Genomic DNA, 13,935 nt, shown 5'->3' with positions numbered 1-13,935 from the left:
CAAATCGCGTCGCGATAGTCCTGGTTTGATCGGCATCAAATCCTTCACCATCCTCTTTCTGCTCTGACGCTGATGTCGCGCAACGACGCGTCGACATGGTTGAAGGGGATTGAAAATGGATGGAACGATAAGAAACTTGGCGCGGGTCGCGACGCTCGGCGCGATGCTCGTGGGCACTTTTGCATCAGTGCAGGCGGCAGATCTGCCGGTCTACAAGAAGGCGCCGGTGCCGGTGGAGGCGTTCAATCCGTGGATGATCCGCCTGCGGGTGCTCGGCGTATTGCCGGATGCGGGCGGGAGCACCGTCAATGTCGCGGGCGTGCCTTCGCTGTCGTCGCCGAATTCAGGCCTGTCGATCAGCGACCAGGTCGTCCCCGAGCTCGACATCAGCTATTTCTTCACCAAGAACATCGCTGCCGAATTGATCCTGGGCGTGACCAGGCATTCGATCAGCGGCACCGGCTCGCTCGCGAATCTGCCGATCGGCAAGACCACGCTGCTGCCGCCGACGCTGACGCTGCAATATCACTTCGACCAGTTCGGCGCGTTCAAGCCGTATGTCGGCGCGGGCGTGAACTACACCGTGTTCTTCAACAATTCCGCGGCCAATGCGCCTTCCGCGATCGCCGGTCCGCCCGCGATCGTCGCCACCACCACCAACCTGCACGTCAGCAACGCCTGGGGCGGCGCCGTCCAGTTCGGCTTCGACTACATGATCGACCGGCACTGGGGTCTCAATGTCGACGTCAAGAAGCTCTGGCTGCGCCCGAACTACAGCGCCATCGTCTCCGGCCTGCCGGTCACCGGCACCGCGCATATCGATCCGTGGCTGGTCGGCGCGGGTGTGACCTACAAGTTCTGACCTGAAGCCCAGCTCGGGCGTACAAACAAAACGCGGCAGGTTTTCCTGCCGCGTTCGCGTTGATGGTGGATGAACGGGAGGAATTACTCCTCCTCGTCCTCGTGCTTCTTGCCGCCGAGCGTCTTCAGCTTGGCAAACACGGCGTCGACGTTGAGGTCGTCGCTGGACTTCTCCGCGGGCTCGTACTCGTCCTTGCGGGTGGTCTCGGAGGCCGGCAGCAGGGTGGCGCCGCCATAGGCTGCGTCGATCGGCTTCTCCTTCGCCGCGCGCTGCACCTCGAAATCGAGCTCGATCTGCGAGCACAGGCCGAGCGTGACCGGGTCGATCGGGGTCAGCGCCGAGGTGTTCCAGTGGGTACGGTCGCGCACGCTCGCGATCGTGCTCTTGGTGGTGCCGACCAGGCGCATGATCTGGGCGTCCTTGAGCTCCGCATGGTTGCGCAGCAGCCAGAGGATGGCGCTCGGGCGCTCATGGCGGCGCGAGACCGGGGTATAACGCGGGCCCTTGCGCTTGGGCTGGGGCGGCAGCACCACCTTGCTCTCCTGGAGGCGGAGCCGGTAGTCCGGGTTCTTCTCGCCCTTCTCGATTTCCTCGCGGGTCAGCTGGCCATTGGAGAGGGGATCCATGCCCTTGATGCCCTGGGCGGCGTCGCCGTCGGCGATGGCACGCACCTCGAGGGGATGCATCTTGGTGAAATCGGCGACCTGGTCGAAGGTCAGCGCGGTGTTGTCGAGCAGCCAAACGGCGGTCGCCTTGGGCATCAGAGGTGCGTTGCTCATGGCAAATCTCCTTTGTGCTTCGCCCACCCCTCTGGAGGCGAAACCGGTGGTCATCAGCGATGACAGGGAATTCGCGCTATATAAGCCCGGAGGGGGTAGCCATGCAATGGTTCTGCTATAGATAGTGCCTTGACACCGCCCGAAAGGGGGCCCAATTCCCTTTGAACCGCTGTAAGGTTCAAGCCGACAGTTTTAAGCCAAATTCCCATCCATCGACCGCCCCGGCAGAACGCGATCGGGTGATTCGGTCCCGAGATCGCTCAATGTCAGCCAAACCAGACCTCAAGATCGTGCTTTGTTCTCCCCGCGGCTTCTGTGCCGGGGTGGTCCGGGCGATCGACACCGTGGAACGGGCGCTCGATAAGTACGGCGCCCCCGTCTATGTTCGCCACGAGATTGTGCACAACAAGTACGTCGTCGATGGGTTGAAGAAGAAGGGCGCCATCTTCGTCGAGGAGCTCGCCGAAATCCCCGAGAATACCACCGCCCCGGTGGTGTTCTCGGCCCATGGCGTACCGAAATCGGTTCCGGCCGACGCCCAGTCCCGCAACCTGTTCTCGCTGGATGCGACTTGCCCGCTGGTGACCAAGGTGCATCGCGAGGCCGCGATCCATTTCAAGCGCGGCCGCGAGATCTTCCTGATCGGCCATTCCCACCATCCCGAGGTAGTCGGTACGCTCGGCCAGCTGCCGCCCGGCGCAGTGACCCTGATCGAGACCGCCGAGGATGCCAAGACCATCACGCCGAAGGACCCCAACAACCTCGCCTTCGTGACGCAGACCACGCTGTCGATCGACGACACCGCGGAGATCGTCGCGCTGCTCAAGGAACGCTTCCCCAACATCAACGGGCCGCACAAGGAAGACATCTGCTACGCCACCACCAACCGCCAGCTCGCGGTGAAGAAGGTGGCGCCGGTGGTGGACGCGCTCATCGTGGTCGGTGCTCCCAACTCGTCGAACTCGCAGCGCCTGCGCGAGGTTGCCGAGCGCGAGGGCTGCAAGATCGCGGTGCTGGCGCAGCGCGCCGCGGACCTCGACTGGACCAGGTTCGGCAACATCAAGAGCCTTGGCATCACCGCTGGCGCGTCCGCGCCTGAGGTGATCGTCGAGGAGATCATGGACGCCTTCGCCGAGCGCTACACGCTGCACGTGGAGACGGTCTCGGCCGCGGAAGAGAACGAGTTCTTCCCGTTGCCGCGTCAGGTGCGCCCCGAAGCTGCCGCCGAGTAGACCTTGATGGCGGTCTACACCGACGTCGCCGCCGACGAGCTTGCGGATTTCCTGAAGCAATACGATCTCGGCGAATTGCTCTCCTACAAGGGCATCGCCGAGGGCGTCGAAAATTCCAACTTCCTGCTGCACACAAGCAAAGGCTCGTTCATCCTCACGCTGTACGAAAAGCGCGTGGCAAGGAACGATCTGCCGTTCTTTCTCGCGCTGATGACGCATCTGGCCGAGCACGGCGTCAATTGTCCGCTGCCTGTGAAGGCAAGAGACGGCGAGGCGCTGCGCGAGCTGGCAGGCCGGCCCGCAGCGATCATCACCTTCCTCGAAGGCGTCTGGCCGCGCAAGCCGAACGCGACCCATTGCGCCGGGGTCGGCGAGGGGCTGGCGAAGATGCATCTGGCAGGCGCGAATTTTGCGATCAAGCGCACCAATGCGCTCTCGGTTTCCGGCTGGCGGCCGCTGTTCGACGCAGCTTCAAGCCGCGCCGACGAGGTGCAGCCCGGTCTGCGCGATTTTCTTGCCGCCGAACTTGATTATCTCTCGAGCGGCGTCTGGCCGAGCAACCTGCCCGAAGGCGTGATCCACGCCGACCTTTTCAACGACAACGTCTTTTTCCTCGGCGACAAGCTCTCGGGGATCATCGACTTCACCTTCGCCTGCAACGACATGCTGGCCTATGACGTCGCGATCTGCCTCAACGCCTGGTGCTTCGAGCCGGATCATTCCTTCAACGTCACCAAGGCGCGTGCCTTCCTCAACGCCTATGGCCGGGTGCGCAAGCTGAGCGAAGCCGAAGAGGCCGCGCTGCCGCTGCTGGCGCGGGGCGCGGCGATCCGCTTCCTGCTGACGCGGCTGGTCGACTGGCTCAACGTGCCCGCAGGCGCGCTGGTCAAGCCGAAGGATCCGCTCGAGTATGTCCGCAAGCTGCGCTTCCATCAGAGCGTGACGAGCGTGCGCGATTATGGGCTGATGCCGTCGGGGCTGGTGGCGTGAGCGAGCTACCCAATGTCACGATCTATACCGACGGCGCCTGCTCCGGAAATCCCGGGCCGGGCGGCTGGGGCGCGATCCTGAAGTTCGGCGACAAGGAGAAAGAGCTGAACGGCGGCCAGCCGCACACCACCAACAACCAGATGGAATTGATGGCGGCGATTTCGGCGCTCGAAGCGCTGAAGCGGCCGTGCACGGTCGACCTCTACACCGACAGCCAGTATGTCCGGCAGGGCATCACCGGCTGGATCTTCGGCTGGAAGCGCAACGGCTGGCGCACCGCCGACAAGAAGCCGGTGAAGAATGTCGAGCTATGGCAGCGCCTCGACGCAGCGCTGAAGCAGCACGAGGTCCGCTGGCACTGGGTCAAGGGCCACGCCGGCCACCCCGAGAACGAGCGCGCCGACCAGCTGGCGCGCGACGGCATCGTCATGGCGCGGTTGCAGCAGCGGGTGAGGGAGTAGGGGGCGCCATCGTCGCCTCATTCACCACTGTCATCGCCCGGCTTGACCGGGCGATCCAGTACTCCGATACGTTTCTGATTCAACCGAGAAGCCTCGGCGTACTGGATGCCCCGCCTTCGCGGGGCATGACAGCGTCATGTGTGGCTAAGACCGGTGGCGCCTCACAGCTGCCCGAGCAGCGTATCGCCGCCGGAGACCTCGACCTTGCCGGGCATCGCCTCGAGGTTCAGCTTCTTGACCACGCCGTCCTCGATCAGCATCGAATAGCGCTTGGAGCGGATGCCGAGGCCGTTGGCGGAGGCGTCCAGCTCCATGCCGATCGCCTTGGTGAAGTCGGCATTGCCGTCGGCGAGGAAGACGGCCTCGTCGCGCTGGTCGGTGTCGCGCTTCCAGGCGTTCATGACGAAGGCGTCGTTGACGGAGACGATGGCGATGGTGTCGACACCCTTGTCCTTCATGGCATAGGCGTTGAGGAAGATGCTCGGCAGATGCATCTTGTGGCAGGTGCCGGTATAGGCGCCGGGGACCGCGAACAGCGCCACCTTCTTGCCCTTGAAGATGTCGTCGGTGGTCTTCACCTGCGGGCCTTCCGCCGTCATCACGCGGAATTTCGCCTCGGGCAGCTTGTCGCCAATCTGGATCGCCATCGTCACTCTCCCTGAAAATCGGTCCCGCTTTTTAGACCGGGCGGCGGGCCTGCACAATATTGCCAGTGGCGGAAGCGGCGAGGATGGCGGCCGTTCACCGTGATGTCATCAGCCGGCAAAACCGCCGCCGTCGAGGAAGGCCTGCTCCTCCTCGGTGGTGTCGCGGCCGAGGAGACGGTTGCGGTGGGGAAAGCGGCCGAACCGCGCGATGATATCGGCGTGGTCGCGCGCGTATTTCAGGCTTTCGGTATTGTCGGTGTTTCGAAACAGCGCGACGCAATGCAACTGGTCGGCCAGGTGCTCGGAATGCATGAAGGGCAAATAGAGGAATTCCAGCAGGAGGGGATCGACCCTGCGATCGACGCCGCGCGCGATGGCGCGGCGGGCGACGTCGCGCGCCTGTGCGTCGCTGGCAAAGGCCTGCGGCGTGCCGCGAAACATGTTGCGGGGAAACTGGTCGAGCACGATGACGAGTGCCAGCACGCCGTCGTCGCTTGTCTCCCATGAGGCAAGCTCGCCGGCGGCTGCCTTCTGCCACAGCGAGAGAAAGCGGCGTCGTATCTCCGCATCGAAATCATCGCTGCGCTCGTACCAGCGTTGGCGCCCGGCCTCTCGCCAGAAGGCGAGAACGCCTGATGGCGTGATGTCGCGGGCGTCAGCCATGAATGGAGGCGCGCCTTACGCCGCCTCCGCCTTCTTCTCGTCGCGCAGCTGCCGACGCAGGATCTTGCCGACATTGGTCTTCGGCAGGTCATTGCGGAATTCGACGTGCTTGGGCACCTTGTAGCCGGTGAGCTGGTCGTGACAGAACTTGATCACGGCATCCGCCGTGAGGTTCGGATCCTTCTTCACCACGAAGGCCTTCACCGCTTCGCCCGACTTGGAATCGGGGATGCCGATCACGGCGCATTCGAGCACGCCTGGATGGCTCGCGATGACTTCCTCGACCTCGTTCGGATAGACGTTGAAGCCGGAGACCAGGATCATGTCCTTCTTGCGGTCGACGATCTTGATATAGCCCTTCTCGTCCATCACGCCGATGTCGCCGGTGCGGAAATAGCCGTCCGCGGTCATCACCTTGGCGGTCTCTTCCGGCCTGTTCCAGTAGCCCGACATCACCTGCGGGCCCTTGGCGCAGATCTCGCCCGCCTGGCCGAGCGGGACCTCGTTGCCCTCGTCGTCCCGGATCGAGATGTAAGTCGACGGCACGGGGATGCCGATCGAGCCGGCGAACTCGGTCGCAGTCGGCGGATTGCAGGTCAGGACAGGCGACGTCTCCGACAGGCCGTAGCCCTCGGCGATGCTGCAGCCCGTGATGTTCTTCCATTGCTCGGCAACGGGGCGCTGCACCGCCATGCCGCCGCCGTTCGAGATCTTCAGCTTGGAGAAGTCGAGCTTCTTGAAGTCGGGATGGTTCATCAAGGCGTTGTAGAGCGTGTTCACGGCCGGGAAGGTGTTGACCTGGTATTTCGCCAGCTCCTTGATAAAGCCGGGTATGTCGCGCGGGTTCGGGATCAGCAGGTTGCAGCCGCCGGCGCGCACAGCCAGCAGATAACAGGCCGTCAGCGCGAAGATGTGATAGAGCGGCAGCGCGCAGACGATCATGAGCTGCTCGACATGCGGCGGCGAAGCGAGCGCCGGCTGCAGCCAGGCATCGTTCTGCAAGACGTTGGCCACGATGTTGCGATGAAGCAACGTGGCGCCCTTGGAGACGCCGGTGGTGCCGCCGGTATATTGCAGGAAGGCGACGTCACCGGGCGACAGCTTCGGCTTGTTGAACGTCATGCCACGGCCGGCGGACAGCGCGTCGTTGAAGGAGACCGAGCCCGGCAACGACCAGGCCGGTACCATCTTTTTGACCCGGCGGACGACGAGGTTGACGATCACGCCCTTGAAGCCGAGCAGGTCGCCCATGCTGGCGACGATGACGTGCTTCACCTGCGTCTTCGCGATCACCTGCTCGACGGTGTGGGCGAAGTTCTCCAGCACGATGATCGCTTCGGCGCCCGAATCCTTCAGCTGGTGCTCGAGCTCGCGCGGCGTATAGAGCGGGTTGACGTTGACCACCGCGAAACCGGCGCGCAGCACGGCGGCCGTCGCGACCGGGTATTGCAGCACGTTCGGCATCATGATGGCGATACGCGCGCCACGCTGCAGCCCGCGGCCCTGCAAGTAGGCGGCAAGCGCGACCGACATCTGGTCGAGGTCGCGATAGCTGATCGACTTGTCCATGCAGATGAATGCCTTGCGGTCGGCGAACTTGGTGAAGCTCTCCTCCAGCAGGTCGACCAGCGATGCGTATTGCGTCGGCTCGATATCGGCAGGCACGCCGGGCGGATATTGCTTGAGCCAGATGCGCTCCATGGAAGACTCCCCTCATTGACCAGGGCCCGTTGTTCTCGGGCTTGCCTCGTTGTCGCCAGTATCCAGCTTGCCGGAACGGGTGGCAAGCCGTCGTGGCTTAGGGCAAAGGTCGGGCCGTCGCTACTGGAATCGTCGCAAAACGGTGCTGCCGCAGGTGCGAAGCGGGGCTGCGGTTTAGTGCAGAGCGGCGTTAACTGTTGTTGGCCGGTTTGGCCGCGGCGGGAGGCTTCGTCGCGGCGGGGGTCGTCGCTGCCTTGGGCTTGGCGGGCTTCGCCGCCTGATCGCCGCCGGCCGAAGGCTTCTCGGCGGGCTTCGCCACCGCATCCGGCTTGGTCGCGGCATGCTTGGCGCCAGCCGGCTTGGTTGCGGCCGGTTGGGGCGTGGCCGGCTTGGCCGCCTTGCCGTCAGTCGGCTTGGCATCCGGCTTGGCCGCCGCGGTCTTGGTGTCCTTGGGCTTATCGGCCGGCTTGTCGGCGGCGTCTGGCTTCTTGGCGACGCGCGGCTTCTTGGCGCGCGGCTTGGACGCGGCCTGCTGGTCGGCATCGGCTGCCACAGCGGCAATCAGGGCGGTGCCGGTGCGGGTCGGGCCGGTATAGACCAGCACGGGCTCGGTCGGAGCCGCAGCCGAGGCCATCAGCTCGGAAGCTTTCATCAGCGGCGGCTGCAGGCCTGCCGTGAAGAAGGTGAACTGGGCCGCGCCGCCGGTGGCGGAGCCCGATCCGGTCGCGCCGCCACTGGCCGCAATCAGCGCATCGTCGTCGTCGCTGGCCGGCCGCTTGCGGTTGGGTCCGCACATCTCGTCGCGCAGGTTCGGCGGCGTGGCATCGACCGGCACGAGATTGTCGACCGTGCCGAGCGAGGGGCGCAGCCAGGTGAGGTTGTCCGGAGCGAAGCCACGCTCCAGCAGCTGCGCCGCCTTCACCGCGCGTGCCGTGCCGGAGTTTGCACCGAGCACCACCGCGATCAGCCGGCGGCCGTTGCGCGTGGCCGAGGCGACGAGGTTGTAGCCGGAGGCGCAGATGAAGCCGGTCTTGAACCCGTCGGCGCCGGGATAGCGGCCGATCAGCTTGTTGAAATTGCCGGTGACGCGCTTGCCGAAGCGGATCGCCGGGATATGCATGTAGTACTCGTATTCCGGCAGGTCGCGCAGGAAAGACCGCGCCAAGATGCCGAGGTCGCGCGCAGAGGTGATCTGGCCTTCGGCGGGCAGGCCGTTTGGATTGACATAGCTCGTCTGCGCCATGCCGAGCTTCCTCGCGGTGTCGTTCATCACCGCGGAGAAGCCGTCGACCGAGCCGCTGACGCCTTCGGCGAGCACCACGGCCATGTCGTTCGCCGACTTGACCATCATCATCTTCAGCGCGTTGTCGACGGTGACTTGGGTTCCCGGGCGGAACCCCATCTTCGATGGCGATTGCGAGGCCGCGGTCGGCGACACCGTGAGCAGCGTGTCAAGCGTCAGCCTGCCGTCCTTGACCGCCTTCAGCGTCACATAGGCGGTCATGATCTTGGTGACGGAGGCCGGGTACCAGGGAAGGGTCGCGTTTTCGGCCTGCAGCACCTTGCCGCTATCGGCCTCGATCAGCAGGAGCGCTTCGGCGCTCGCCGTGCGCGGCGCGAGCATCGCGGCACAGGCGAGCGTCGCAGCGAACAGGTTGAACAGGGATTTGCGAAGCAGCGGGCGAAGGGCGTGCACTATCCGATTCCGGTCCTTGGAGATCCGCCTGATACGGCCGGTTCTCGTGATCTGATTGTCGGTTCTGAAATCCAGCGCCGCCGCTTGCGGCGTCGCAAACCTATACCGGCTGGTGCGTCGAGAATAGGGGGATCGGCGCGGTATTCCGCAACGAAGTAGGCCGAATTTCGACGGTCCTCTCGGGACTTGCTAGGGGGATTTGACAGCTGTCGCGGCAGCCTCGGCGGCCGTCACGCTGGCCCGTGCGTTCTCCTGCACCATGAACTGGGCCTTGGCCATCTCGGCAAAATGGCCGCCTTTGGCCACGAGTTCATCGAAAGTTCCGGTTTCGATCACCCGCCCATTCTCGAACACCAGGATGCGCGTGGCGTTGCGGATGGTGGAGAGGCGATGGGCGATCACGAAGGTGGTGCGGCCCCTCATCACTTCGTCGAGAGCGGCGTTCACCTTGACCTCGGTGACCGCGTCGAGCGCGGAGGTCGCCTCGTCCAGGATCAGGATCGGCGGGTCCTTCAGCAGGGCGCGGGCGATCGAGAGCCGCTGCCGTTCGCCGCCGGAGAGCATGCGGCCGCGCTCGCCGGCATTGGTCTCGAAGCCGCCGCTGCGTTCGATGAATTCCAGCGCCTGCGCGCGCTCCGCCGCCTTACGCATCTCGGCCTCGGTCGCATCCGGCTTGCCGACGCGCAAGTTCTCCGCGATCGAGCGGTTGAACAGCAGCGCTTCCTGGAACACGACACCGATGTTCCGCCGCAGCGAGGTCAACGTGACGCCGCGCACGTCCATGCCGTCGATCTTGATGACGCCGGATTGCGGATCGAAGGCTCGGTGCAGGAGCGCAATCGCGGTGGACTTGCCGGCTCCGGTCGGGCCGACCAGCGCAATGGTCTGGCCCGGCAGCGCGGTGAAGGTGAGGTCCTCGATCGCCGGCCGCTTGCCGTCATAGGAGAACGTGACGTCGTGGAACTCGACGAGGCCCGACAGCCTGCCGGCATCGATTGCGTCGGGCCGGTCGTGCACCGCGGGCACGGCGTCGAGCACATTGAAGAACTCGCGCAGCCGCGGAGCTTCCATGAACACGTTGTTGATGAAGCTGACCACCTGCTCGAGCTTCTGGATCAGCAGCGTCGCGAAGCTCACGAACATCACGATCTCGCCGACCGAGGTCAGGCCCTGGTCGTGCAACGCGATGCCGAGGGTGAAGATCGCGAGCACCGTGATGGTGGTGGAGGCGCGCGTGATCACCGTGACCAGCGCCCACCACGACAACACCGGCATCTGCGCGGCCAGCAGCTCGTCGGCGACCGAGCGCAGCCCCTTGACCTCGGATTCGACGCGCACGAAGCTCTGCACCAGCGCGACGTTGCCGAGCGCATCAGACGCGCGCGCGGAGAGCTCGCTGTAGTGCTCCTCGACCGCCATCTGCATGCCGAAGGTCCTGCGCACCACGAAGGTGGTCAGCGCCGTGAAAACGATGCAGAGCACGAACAGGAGGATCGCCAGCCGCCAGTTCAGGTAGAGCGACAACGGCAGCAGCACCAGGACCGAAAGGATCGCGGCAAAATGCTCGCGGAAAAAGCCGAGCCACAGCCGCCACAGCGCGTCCGTGCCGTTGAGCATGACCTTCATCAGCCGGCCGGAATGGGTGCCGGAGTGGAAGGTCAAGGGCAGCTGCAGGATGTGCTCGAAATAGTCGGTCAGCACCGCCTGGCGCTGACGATGCGAGAGCCGGTCGGCCTGCAAGGCCACCAGCGCGCTGCAGACGATGGTGAACAGTCCGAACGCGACCCAGGCGACCAGGAACGGCCAGGCCGAGCTCGAGCCGGCCACGGTCTTGCCCGAGAGCACGTCGACGATCCGGCCGAACAGCACGGGCTCGGCGAACTGGGATCCCGCCAGCAGGAGGTTGGCGACCGCGAGCAGCCAGCCCAGCCGCGCCTCCTTGCCGAGCAACTCGAGAACGCGGGTGTAGAGTCGGAGGATGGACATGCGGGCGGGGACTCGGTGACGACGGAGCTCACATTCTAAGCAGGGACCGCCGCGAGATACAGCGCAAGCTTTCAGTTTTGCTCAGTTGATCAGCCGCTCTGCCAGCGGCGGCAGGAACTGGCCGTCGAAGACGTCGCGAGCCGTCGGCCGTTTGCGGAATTTGAAGTCCCGCGCGATCTGATCGATCGAACGTTCCAGGCGCGCCGGCTCGACGCCGCCGAGGCCGTAGCGCTTGACCTCGTCGGTCAGGATATTGTCGGCAAGGACCGCGTGCAGGCGCTTCAGCTCCAAATTGCGGTCGCCGTCCTCGATGCGGCTCGCGGCCTCCTCCGCCGCACGCGCCGGCTCCCTGGCCGTCGCGGTGATGCCCGCAATCAAGGCGCGGACGAAGCCTTTCACGGCATCCGGCTTCGCTGCGGCGAAGGCGGTGTTGGCGACTACGGCAAAGCCGTAGGCCTCACAGCCGTAGTCCGCATAGCGCAGCACGACGAGATCGGCTTCGGGTACGCCGCGATCGCGCAGGTTCACCGCCGAGAGATAGCTGAACCCGGCGACGGCATCGACCTGTCCTGCGGACAGGATCGGCTCGCGCACCGCGGCACTGATCTTGTGGAATTTGACGTGCGATGCCTTGATGCCGTTCTGCTGCGCCAGCGCCGGCCACAGCCGCATCGACAGATCGCCGTCGGCAACGCCGACGGTCTTGCCGTCGAGGTCGGGCAGGAGACGGATGCCGCGGCTTTTGCGCGCGACGATCGCGTAAGGCGCGCGGTCGAACAGCACGAACACGGCCTTGACCGGCGCCGCGTCGTCCTTGTCACGAAAGCGTATCAGCTCGTTGATGTCGACGAGCGCGAGCTCGCTGTCGCCTTTGGCGAGCCGTGCGAGCGCCTCTGGCGATCCGCTCGCGCTGTTGAAGGACACGTTGAGATGCTCGGCGCCGAACCTGCCGTCCTTCGCCGCAAGGAAGAATGGCGCCATGCTCGCATCGATAGGACGGTCGAAGGTGAAACGGATGGCGGTCGAGGGAGTGCCGCTCTCGGCCGCAATTGCTTCGCGCACGGTCGATGCGGCGAACGAGATTGCAAGGGCCAGCAGGCACTGAAGGGCGATCGTCTTGAATCCGGACATCGGTCGCGCCGGCCCCGCATTGTTATGGTTTCGTGACGCTTGGCAAGCGCCGGCCCGCGACGAACGTGCGCGCGCGAACATGAACGGCGGATGAGCGGGCTTGCGGCATCGTTACGCAACCCCGTTCAGCTTGTGTTGGGATTGGGGAACCTACTTAGGTGGTGAGTGTTTGACAGACATCAGCCTGTCGTCAGGCACAAATCGAGGTCCCAAGGAGGGTCCAGATCATGTTTGACAGCCTTTCGAAGTTCGTCGGCCGCAAGGCCGTTCTGGCCACGGCCGCCGTGGTGGCCCTGACTGCCGCTGCACCCACCGCCTCTTACGCTGGCGGTCGTCATTGGCATGGCGGTGGCGGCGGCGCCGCTGCTGCCGCGATGTTCGGCCTCGCCGCGACCGGCCTCGCGATCGCAGCCAGCCGCAATGCCTACGCCTATGATCCGGGTCCGGGTTACTATTACGAGGGCGGCCCGGTCTATTACAGCGGCCCCGGCTATGGTCCCTATTACTACGACTCGGGCCGCCGCTACACCTATGGCGGCTACAAGAACCCCTGCGCCCACGGCTATTCCGGCTACAGCTGCTATTGACGGATCGGCCATTCTGATCGACGAACAGGCCGTCGCGCTTGCCGCGGCGGCCTGTTTTTTGCTTACATTGCCGCGTGTTAACACGCCGGCCATTTGTTTCGAGTAGTTTTGCGTACCATGAGTGATTCGCTTGAGCGGCTATATCTGGCTGTGCTCGCGGCCAGAGACCTTGATCCGGCAACATCGCGCACGGCCCGGCTGTTTCAGCGTGGGCCCTCAAAAATGGCAAAGAAGCTCGCCGAAGAGGCCATCGAAGTCGTCATCGATGCGGTCAATGGCGATAGCGAGGCCGTGATCCGGGAAAGCGCCGACCTGCTCTACAATCTCACCGTGCTGTGGGCTTCGGCCGGAGTGCGCCCCGAGGACGTCTGGCGGGAAATGACGCGGCGGGAGGACATGCTCGGAATTGCCGAGAAACTGCCGAAGTCGCCGCCGAAATTGCCCAAAGTCGCGTCACCGCGCATGGCCTCGCGGCGGCCTATTGTCGCGCTCGACGGCCGTGCCGCGCGCAAGCGCCACTAGAAACGTCACAAATCGCTCAAAAACTGGCGATGGACAAATCCGTCCCATGGTGCTTCATCGCGGCGCCATGCTGAAACGAATGTACGACTGGTGCATCGACGCCGCCCACAAGCCCTATGCGCTCTGGATCATGGGCATCGTGTCCTTCGCCGAAAGCTCCTTCTTTCCGGTCCCGCCGGATGTGATGCTGATTCCGATGTCCCTGGCGCGGCCGCAGCGCGCCTGGTTCTATGCCGCGATCTGCACCGTGACTTCGGTGCTCGGCGGCGTCGTCGGCTACGCCATTGGCGCGCTGCTGTTCGACTCGGTCGGCCAGTGGCTGATCCAGGTCTACGGCCTCGCCGACAAGGTTGACGCCTTCCGCGCCTCCTATGCGGAATGGGGTGCGGTCATCATCCTGCTCAAAGGACTGACGCCGATCCCCTACAAGCTCGTCACCATCACCTCGGGCTTTGCCGGCTACAACATCCTCCTGTTCGTCCTGTGCTCGATCGTCGCGCGCGGCGGACGCTTCTTCGTCGTCGCGATCCTGCTCAACCGCTACGGTGACTGGATCCGGGTCAGGATCGAGCGGCATCTCGGATTGTGGGTCGCGCTCGGCGCGATCGTGCTGGTGCTCGGCTTCGTTATCGCCATCAAGCTGATCTAGAGCCGCGGCGCTTTGCCGCCGCGCCGGCT

At 64.6% G+C, this 13,935-nt stretch carries 14 protein-coding genes; 7 read left to right on the top strand and 7 right to left on the bottom strand.

Translation table 11 applies throughout. From position 1 onward, the window contains the following. Positions 1 to 115 precede the first annotated feature (115 nt). Positions 116 to 862, top strand: a complete 747-nt coding sequence (locus I6F20_RS13650) for an OmpW/AlkL family protein (RefSeq protein ID WP_225126527.1) — start codon at positions 116 to 118, stop codon at positions 860 to 862. Between the two features lie 83 nt (positions 863 to 945). Here I6F20_RS13650 and I6F20_RS13645 read toward each other — a convergent pair whose 3' ends face one another. After that, on the bottom strand, positions 946 to 1,641 hold the full coding sequence (locus I6F20_RS13645; RefSeq protein ID WP_035997500.1) for a DUF1013 domain-containing protein: 696 nt from the start codon (positions 1,639 to 1,641) through the stop codon (positions 946 to 948). Between the two features lie 263 nt (positions 1,642 to 1,904). Here I6F20_RS13645 and ispH point away from each other — a divergent pair, with 263 nt between their 5' ends. The 3 genes from ispH to rnhA are packed head-to-tail and all read left to right on the top strand — an operon-like array spanning position 1,905 to position 4,324. After that, complete coding sequence (gene ispH, locus I6F20_RS13640; protein WP_036021214.1) at positions 1,905 to 2,873, top strand: 4-hydroxy-3-methylbut-2-enyl diphosphate reductase; 969 nt, start codon at positions 1,905 to 1,907, stop codon at positions 2,871 to 2,873. A gap of 6 nt (positions 2,874 to 2,879) precedes the next feature. Then, positions 2,880 to 3,863: a homoserine kinase gene (locus tag I6F20_RS13635; protein WP_035997505.1), complete on the top strand. Its 984-nt coding sequence runs from the start codon at positions 2,880 to 2,882 to the stop codon at positions 3,861 to 3,863. Beyond that, positions 3,860 to 4,324, top strand: coding sequence for a ribonuclease HI (gene rnhA / locus I6F20_RS13630; RefSeq protein ID WP_035997507.1), 465 nt, complete (start codon positions 3,860 to 3,862; stop codon positions 4,322 to 4,324). Before I6F20_RS13635 ends, rnhA begins: the two co-directional genes overlap by 4 nt. Positions 4,325 to 4,485: 161 nt before the next feature. Here rnhA and I6F20_RS13625 read toward each other — a convergent pair whose 3' ends face one another. The 6 genes from I6F20_RS13625 to I6F20_RS13600 all read right to left on the bottom strand — a co-directional run bounded on the left by I6F20_RS13625 (position 4,486) and on the right by I6F20_RS13600 (position 12,148). Next, positions 4,486 to 4,971: a peroxiredoxin gene (locus tag I6F20_RS13625; protein WP_028180275.1), complete on the bottom strand. Its 486-nt coding sequence runs from the start codon at positions 4,969 to 4,971 to the stop codon at positions 4,486 to 4,488. Between the two features lie 108 nt (positions 4,972 to 5,079). Beyond that, positions 5,080 to 5,634, bottom strand: coding sequence for a DUF924 family protein (locus I6F20_RS13620; protein ID WP_036021216.1), 555 nt, complete (start codon positions 5,632 to 5,634; stop codon positions 5,080 to 5,082). Positions 5,635 to 5,649: 15 nt separating this feature from the next. Beyond that, on the bottom strand, positions 5,650 to 7,335 hold the full coding sequence (locus tag I6F20_RS13615) for a long-chain fatty acid--CoA ligase (RefSeq protein ID WP_036021219.1): 1,686 nt from the start codon (positions 7,333 to 7,335) through the stop codon (positions 5,650 to 5,652). 190 nt (positions 7,336 to 7,525) lie between these two features. Continuing rightward, entirely contained in the window at positions 7,526 to 9,031 is a 1,506-nt protein-coding gene (locus I6F20_RS13610; RefSeq protein WP_074447682.1) for a D-alanyl-D-alanine carboxypeptidase family protein, read from the bottom strand. Positions 9,032 to 9,220: 189 nt separating this feature from the next. After that, complete coding sequence (locus tag I6F20_RS13605) at positions 9,221 to 11,017, bottom strand: glucan ABC transporter ATP-binding protein/ permease (protein ID WP_036021230.1); 1,797 nt, start codon at positions 11,015 to 11,017, stop codon at positions 9,221 to 9,223. An 81-nt stretch (positions 11,018 to 11,098) separates the two neighbouring features. After that, positions 11,099 to 12,148 (bottom strand): ABC transporter substrate-binding protein, encoded by a 1,050-nt coding sequence (locus I6F20_RS13600; protein ID WP_225126525.1) that lies wholly within the window; start codon positions 12,146 to 12,148, stop codon positions 11,099 to 11,101. Positions 12,149 to 12,375: 227 nt separating this feature from the next. On the opposite strand from I6F20_RS13600, the gene I6F20_RS13595 reads away from it, so the two are divergent. From I6F20_RS13595 to I6F20_RS13585, 3 genes are all read left to right on the top strand, one after another. After that, positions 12,376 to 12,735 (top strand): hypothetical protein, encoded by a 360-nt coding sequence (locus tag I6F20_RS13595; RefSeq protein ID WP_225126523.1) that lies wholly within the window; start codon positions 12,376 to 12,378, stop codon positions 12,733 to 12,735. A 117-nt stretch (positions 12,736 to 12,852) separates the two neighbouring features. Next, a complete protein-coding gene (gene hisE / locus I6F20_RS13590; protein WP_036036484.1) occupies positions 12,853 to 13,257 on the top strand; it encodes a phosphoribosyl-ATP diphosphatase in 405 nt (134 codons plus the stop codon). Between the two features lie 46 nt (positions 13,258 to 13,303). Next, a complete protein-coding gene (locus tag I6F20_RS13585; protein ID WP_081492862.1) occupies positions 13,304 to 13,906 on the top strand; it encodes a YqaA family protein in 603 nt (200 codons plus the stop codon). Positions 13,907 to 13,935 lie beyond the last annotated feature (29 nt).

This window comes from Bradyrhizobium sp. IC3123 (assembly GCF_020193625.1).
Classification (GTDB): Bacteria; Pseudomonadota; Alphaproteobacteria; order Rhizobiales; family Xanthobacteraceae; genus Bradyrhizobium; species Bradyrhizobium yuanmingense.
The sequence above is the reverse complement of the archived record's forward strand: the minus strand, read 5'-3'. Positions and strand labels throughout refer to the sequence as shown.

Bases quoted from the DNA above. Each gene is read 5' to 3' on its own strand.
- I6F20_RS13645 (WP_035997500.1), bottom strand. From the start codon at position 1,641: ATGAGCAACGCACCTCTGATGCCCAAGGCGACCGCCGTTTGGCTGCTC.
- hisE (WP_036036484.1), top strand. From the start codon at position 12,853: ATGAGTGATTCGCTTGAGCGGCTATATCTGGCTGTGCTCGCGGCCAGA.
- I6F20_RS13650 (WP_225126527.1), top strand. From the start codon at position 116: ATGGATGGAACGATAAGAAACTTGGCGCGGGTCGCGACGCTCGGCGCG.
- ispH (WP_036021214.1), top strand. From the start codon at position 1,905: ATGTCAGCCAAACCAGACCTCAAGATCGTGCTTTGTTCTCCCCGCGGC.
- I6F20_RS13635 (WP_035997505.1), top strand. From the start codon at position 2,880: ATGGCGGTCTACACCGACGTCGCCGCCGACGAGCTTGCGGATTTCCTG.
- I6F20_RS13585 (WP_081492862.1), top strand. From the start codon at position 13,304: ATGGTGCTTCATCGCGGCGCCATGCTGAAACGAATGTACGACTGGTGC.
- I6F20_RS13600 (WP_225126525.1), bottom strand. From the start codon at position 12,148: ATGTCCGGATTCAAGACGATCGCCCTTCAGTGCCTGCTGGCCCTTGCA.
- I6F20_RS13615 (WP_036021219.1), bottom strand. From the start codon at position 7,335: ATGGAGCGCATCTGGCTCAAGCAATATCCGCCCGGCGTGCCTGCCGAT.
- I6F20_RS13625 (WP_028180275.1), bottom strand. From the start codon at position 4,971: ATGGCGATCCAGATTGGCGACAAGCTGCCCGAGGCGAAATTCCGCGTG.
- I6F20_RS13620 (WP_036021216.1), bottom strand. From the start codon at position 5,634: ATGGCTGACGCCCGCGACATCACGCCATCAGGCGTTCTCGCCTTCTGG.
- I6F20_RS13595 (WP_225126523.1), top strand. From the start codon at position 12,376: ATGTTTGACAGCCTTTCGAAGTTCGTCGGCCGCAAGGCCGTTCTGGCC.
- I6F20_RS13605 (WP_036021230.1), bottom strand. From the start codon at position 11,017: ATGTCCATCCTCCGACTCTACACCCGCGTTCTCGAGTTGCTCGGCAAG.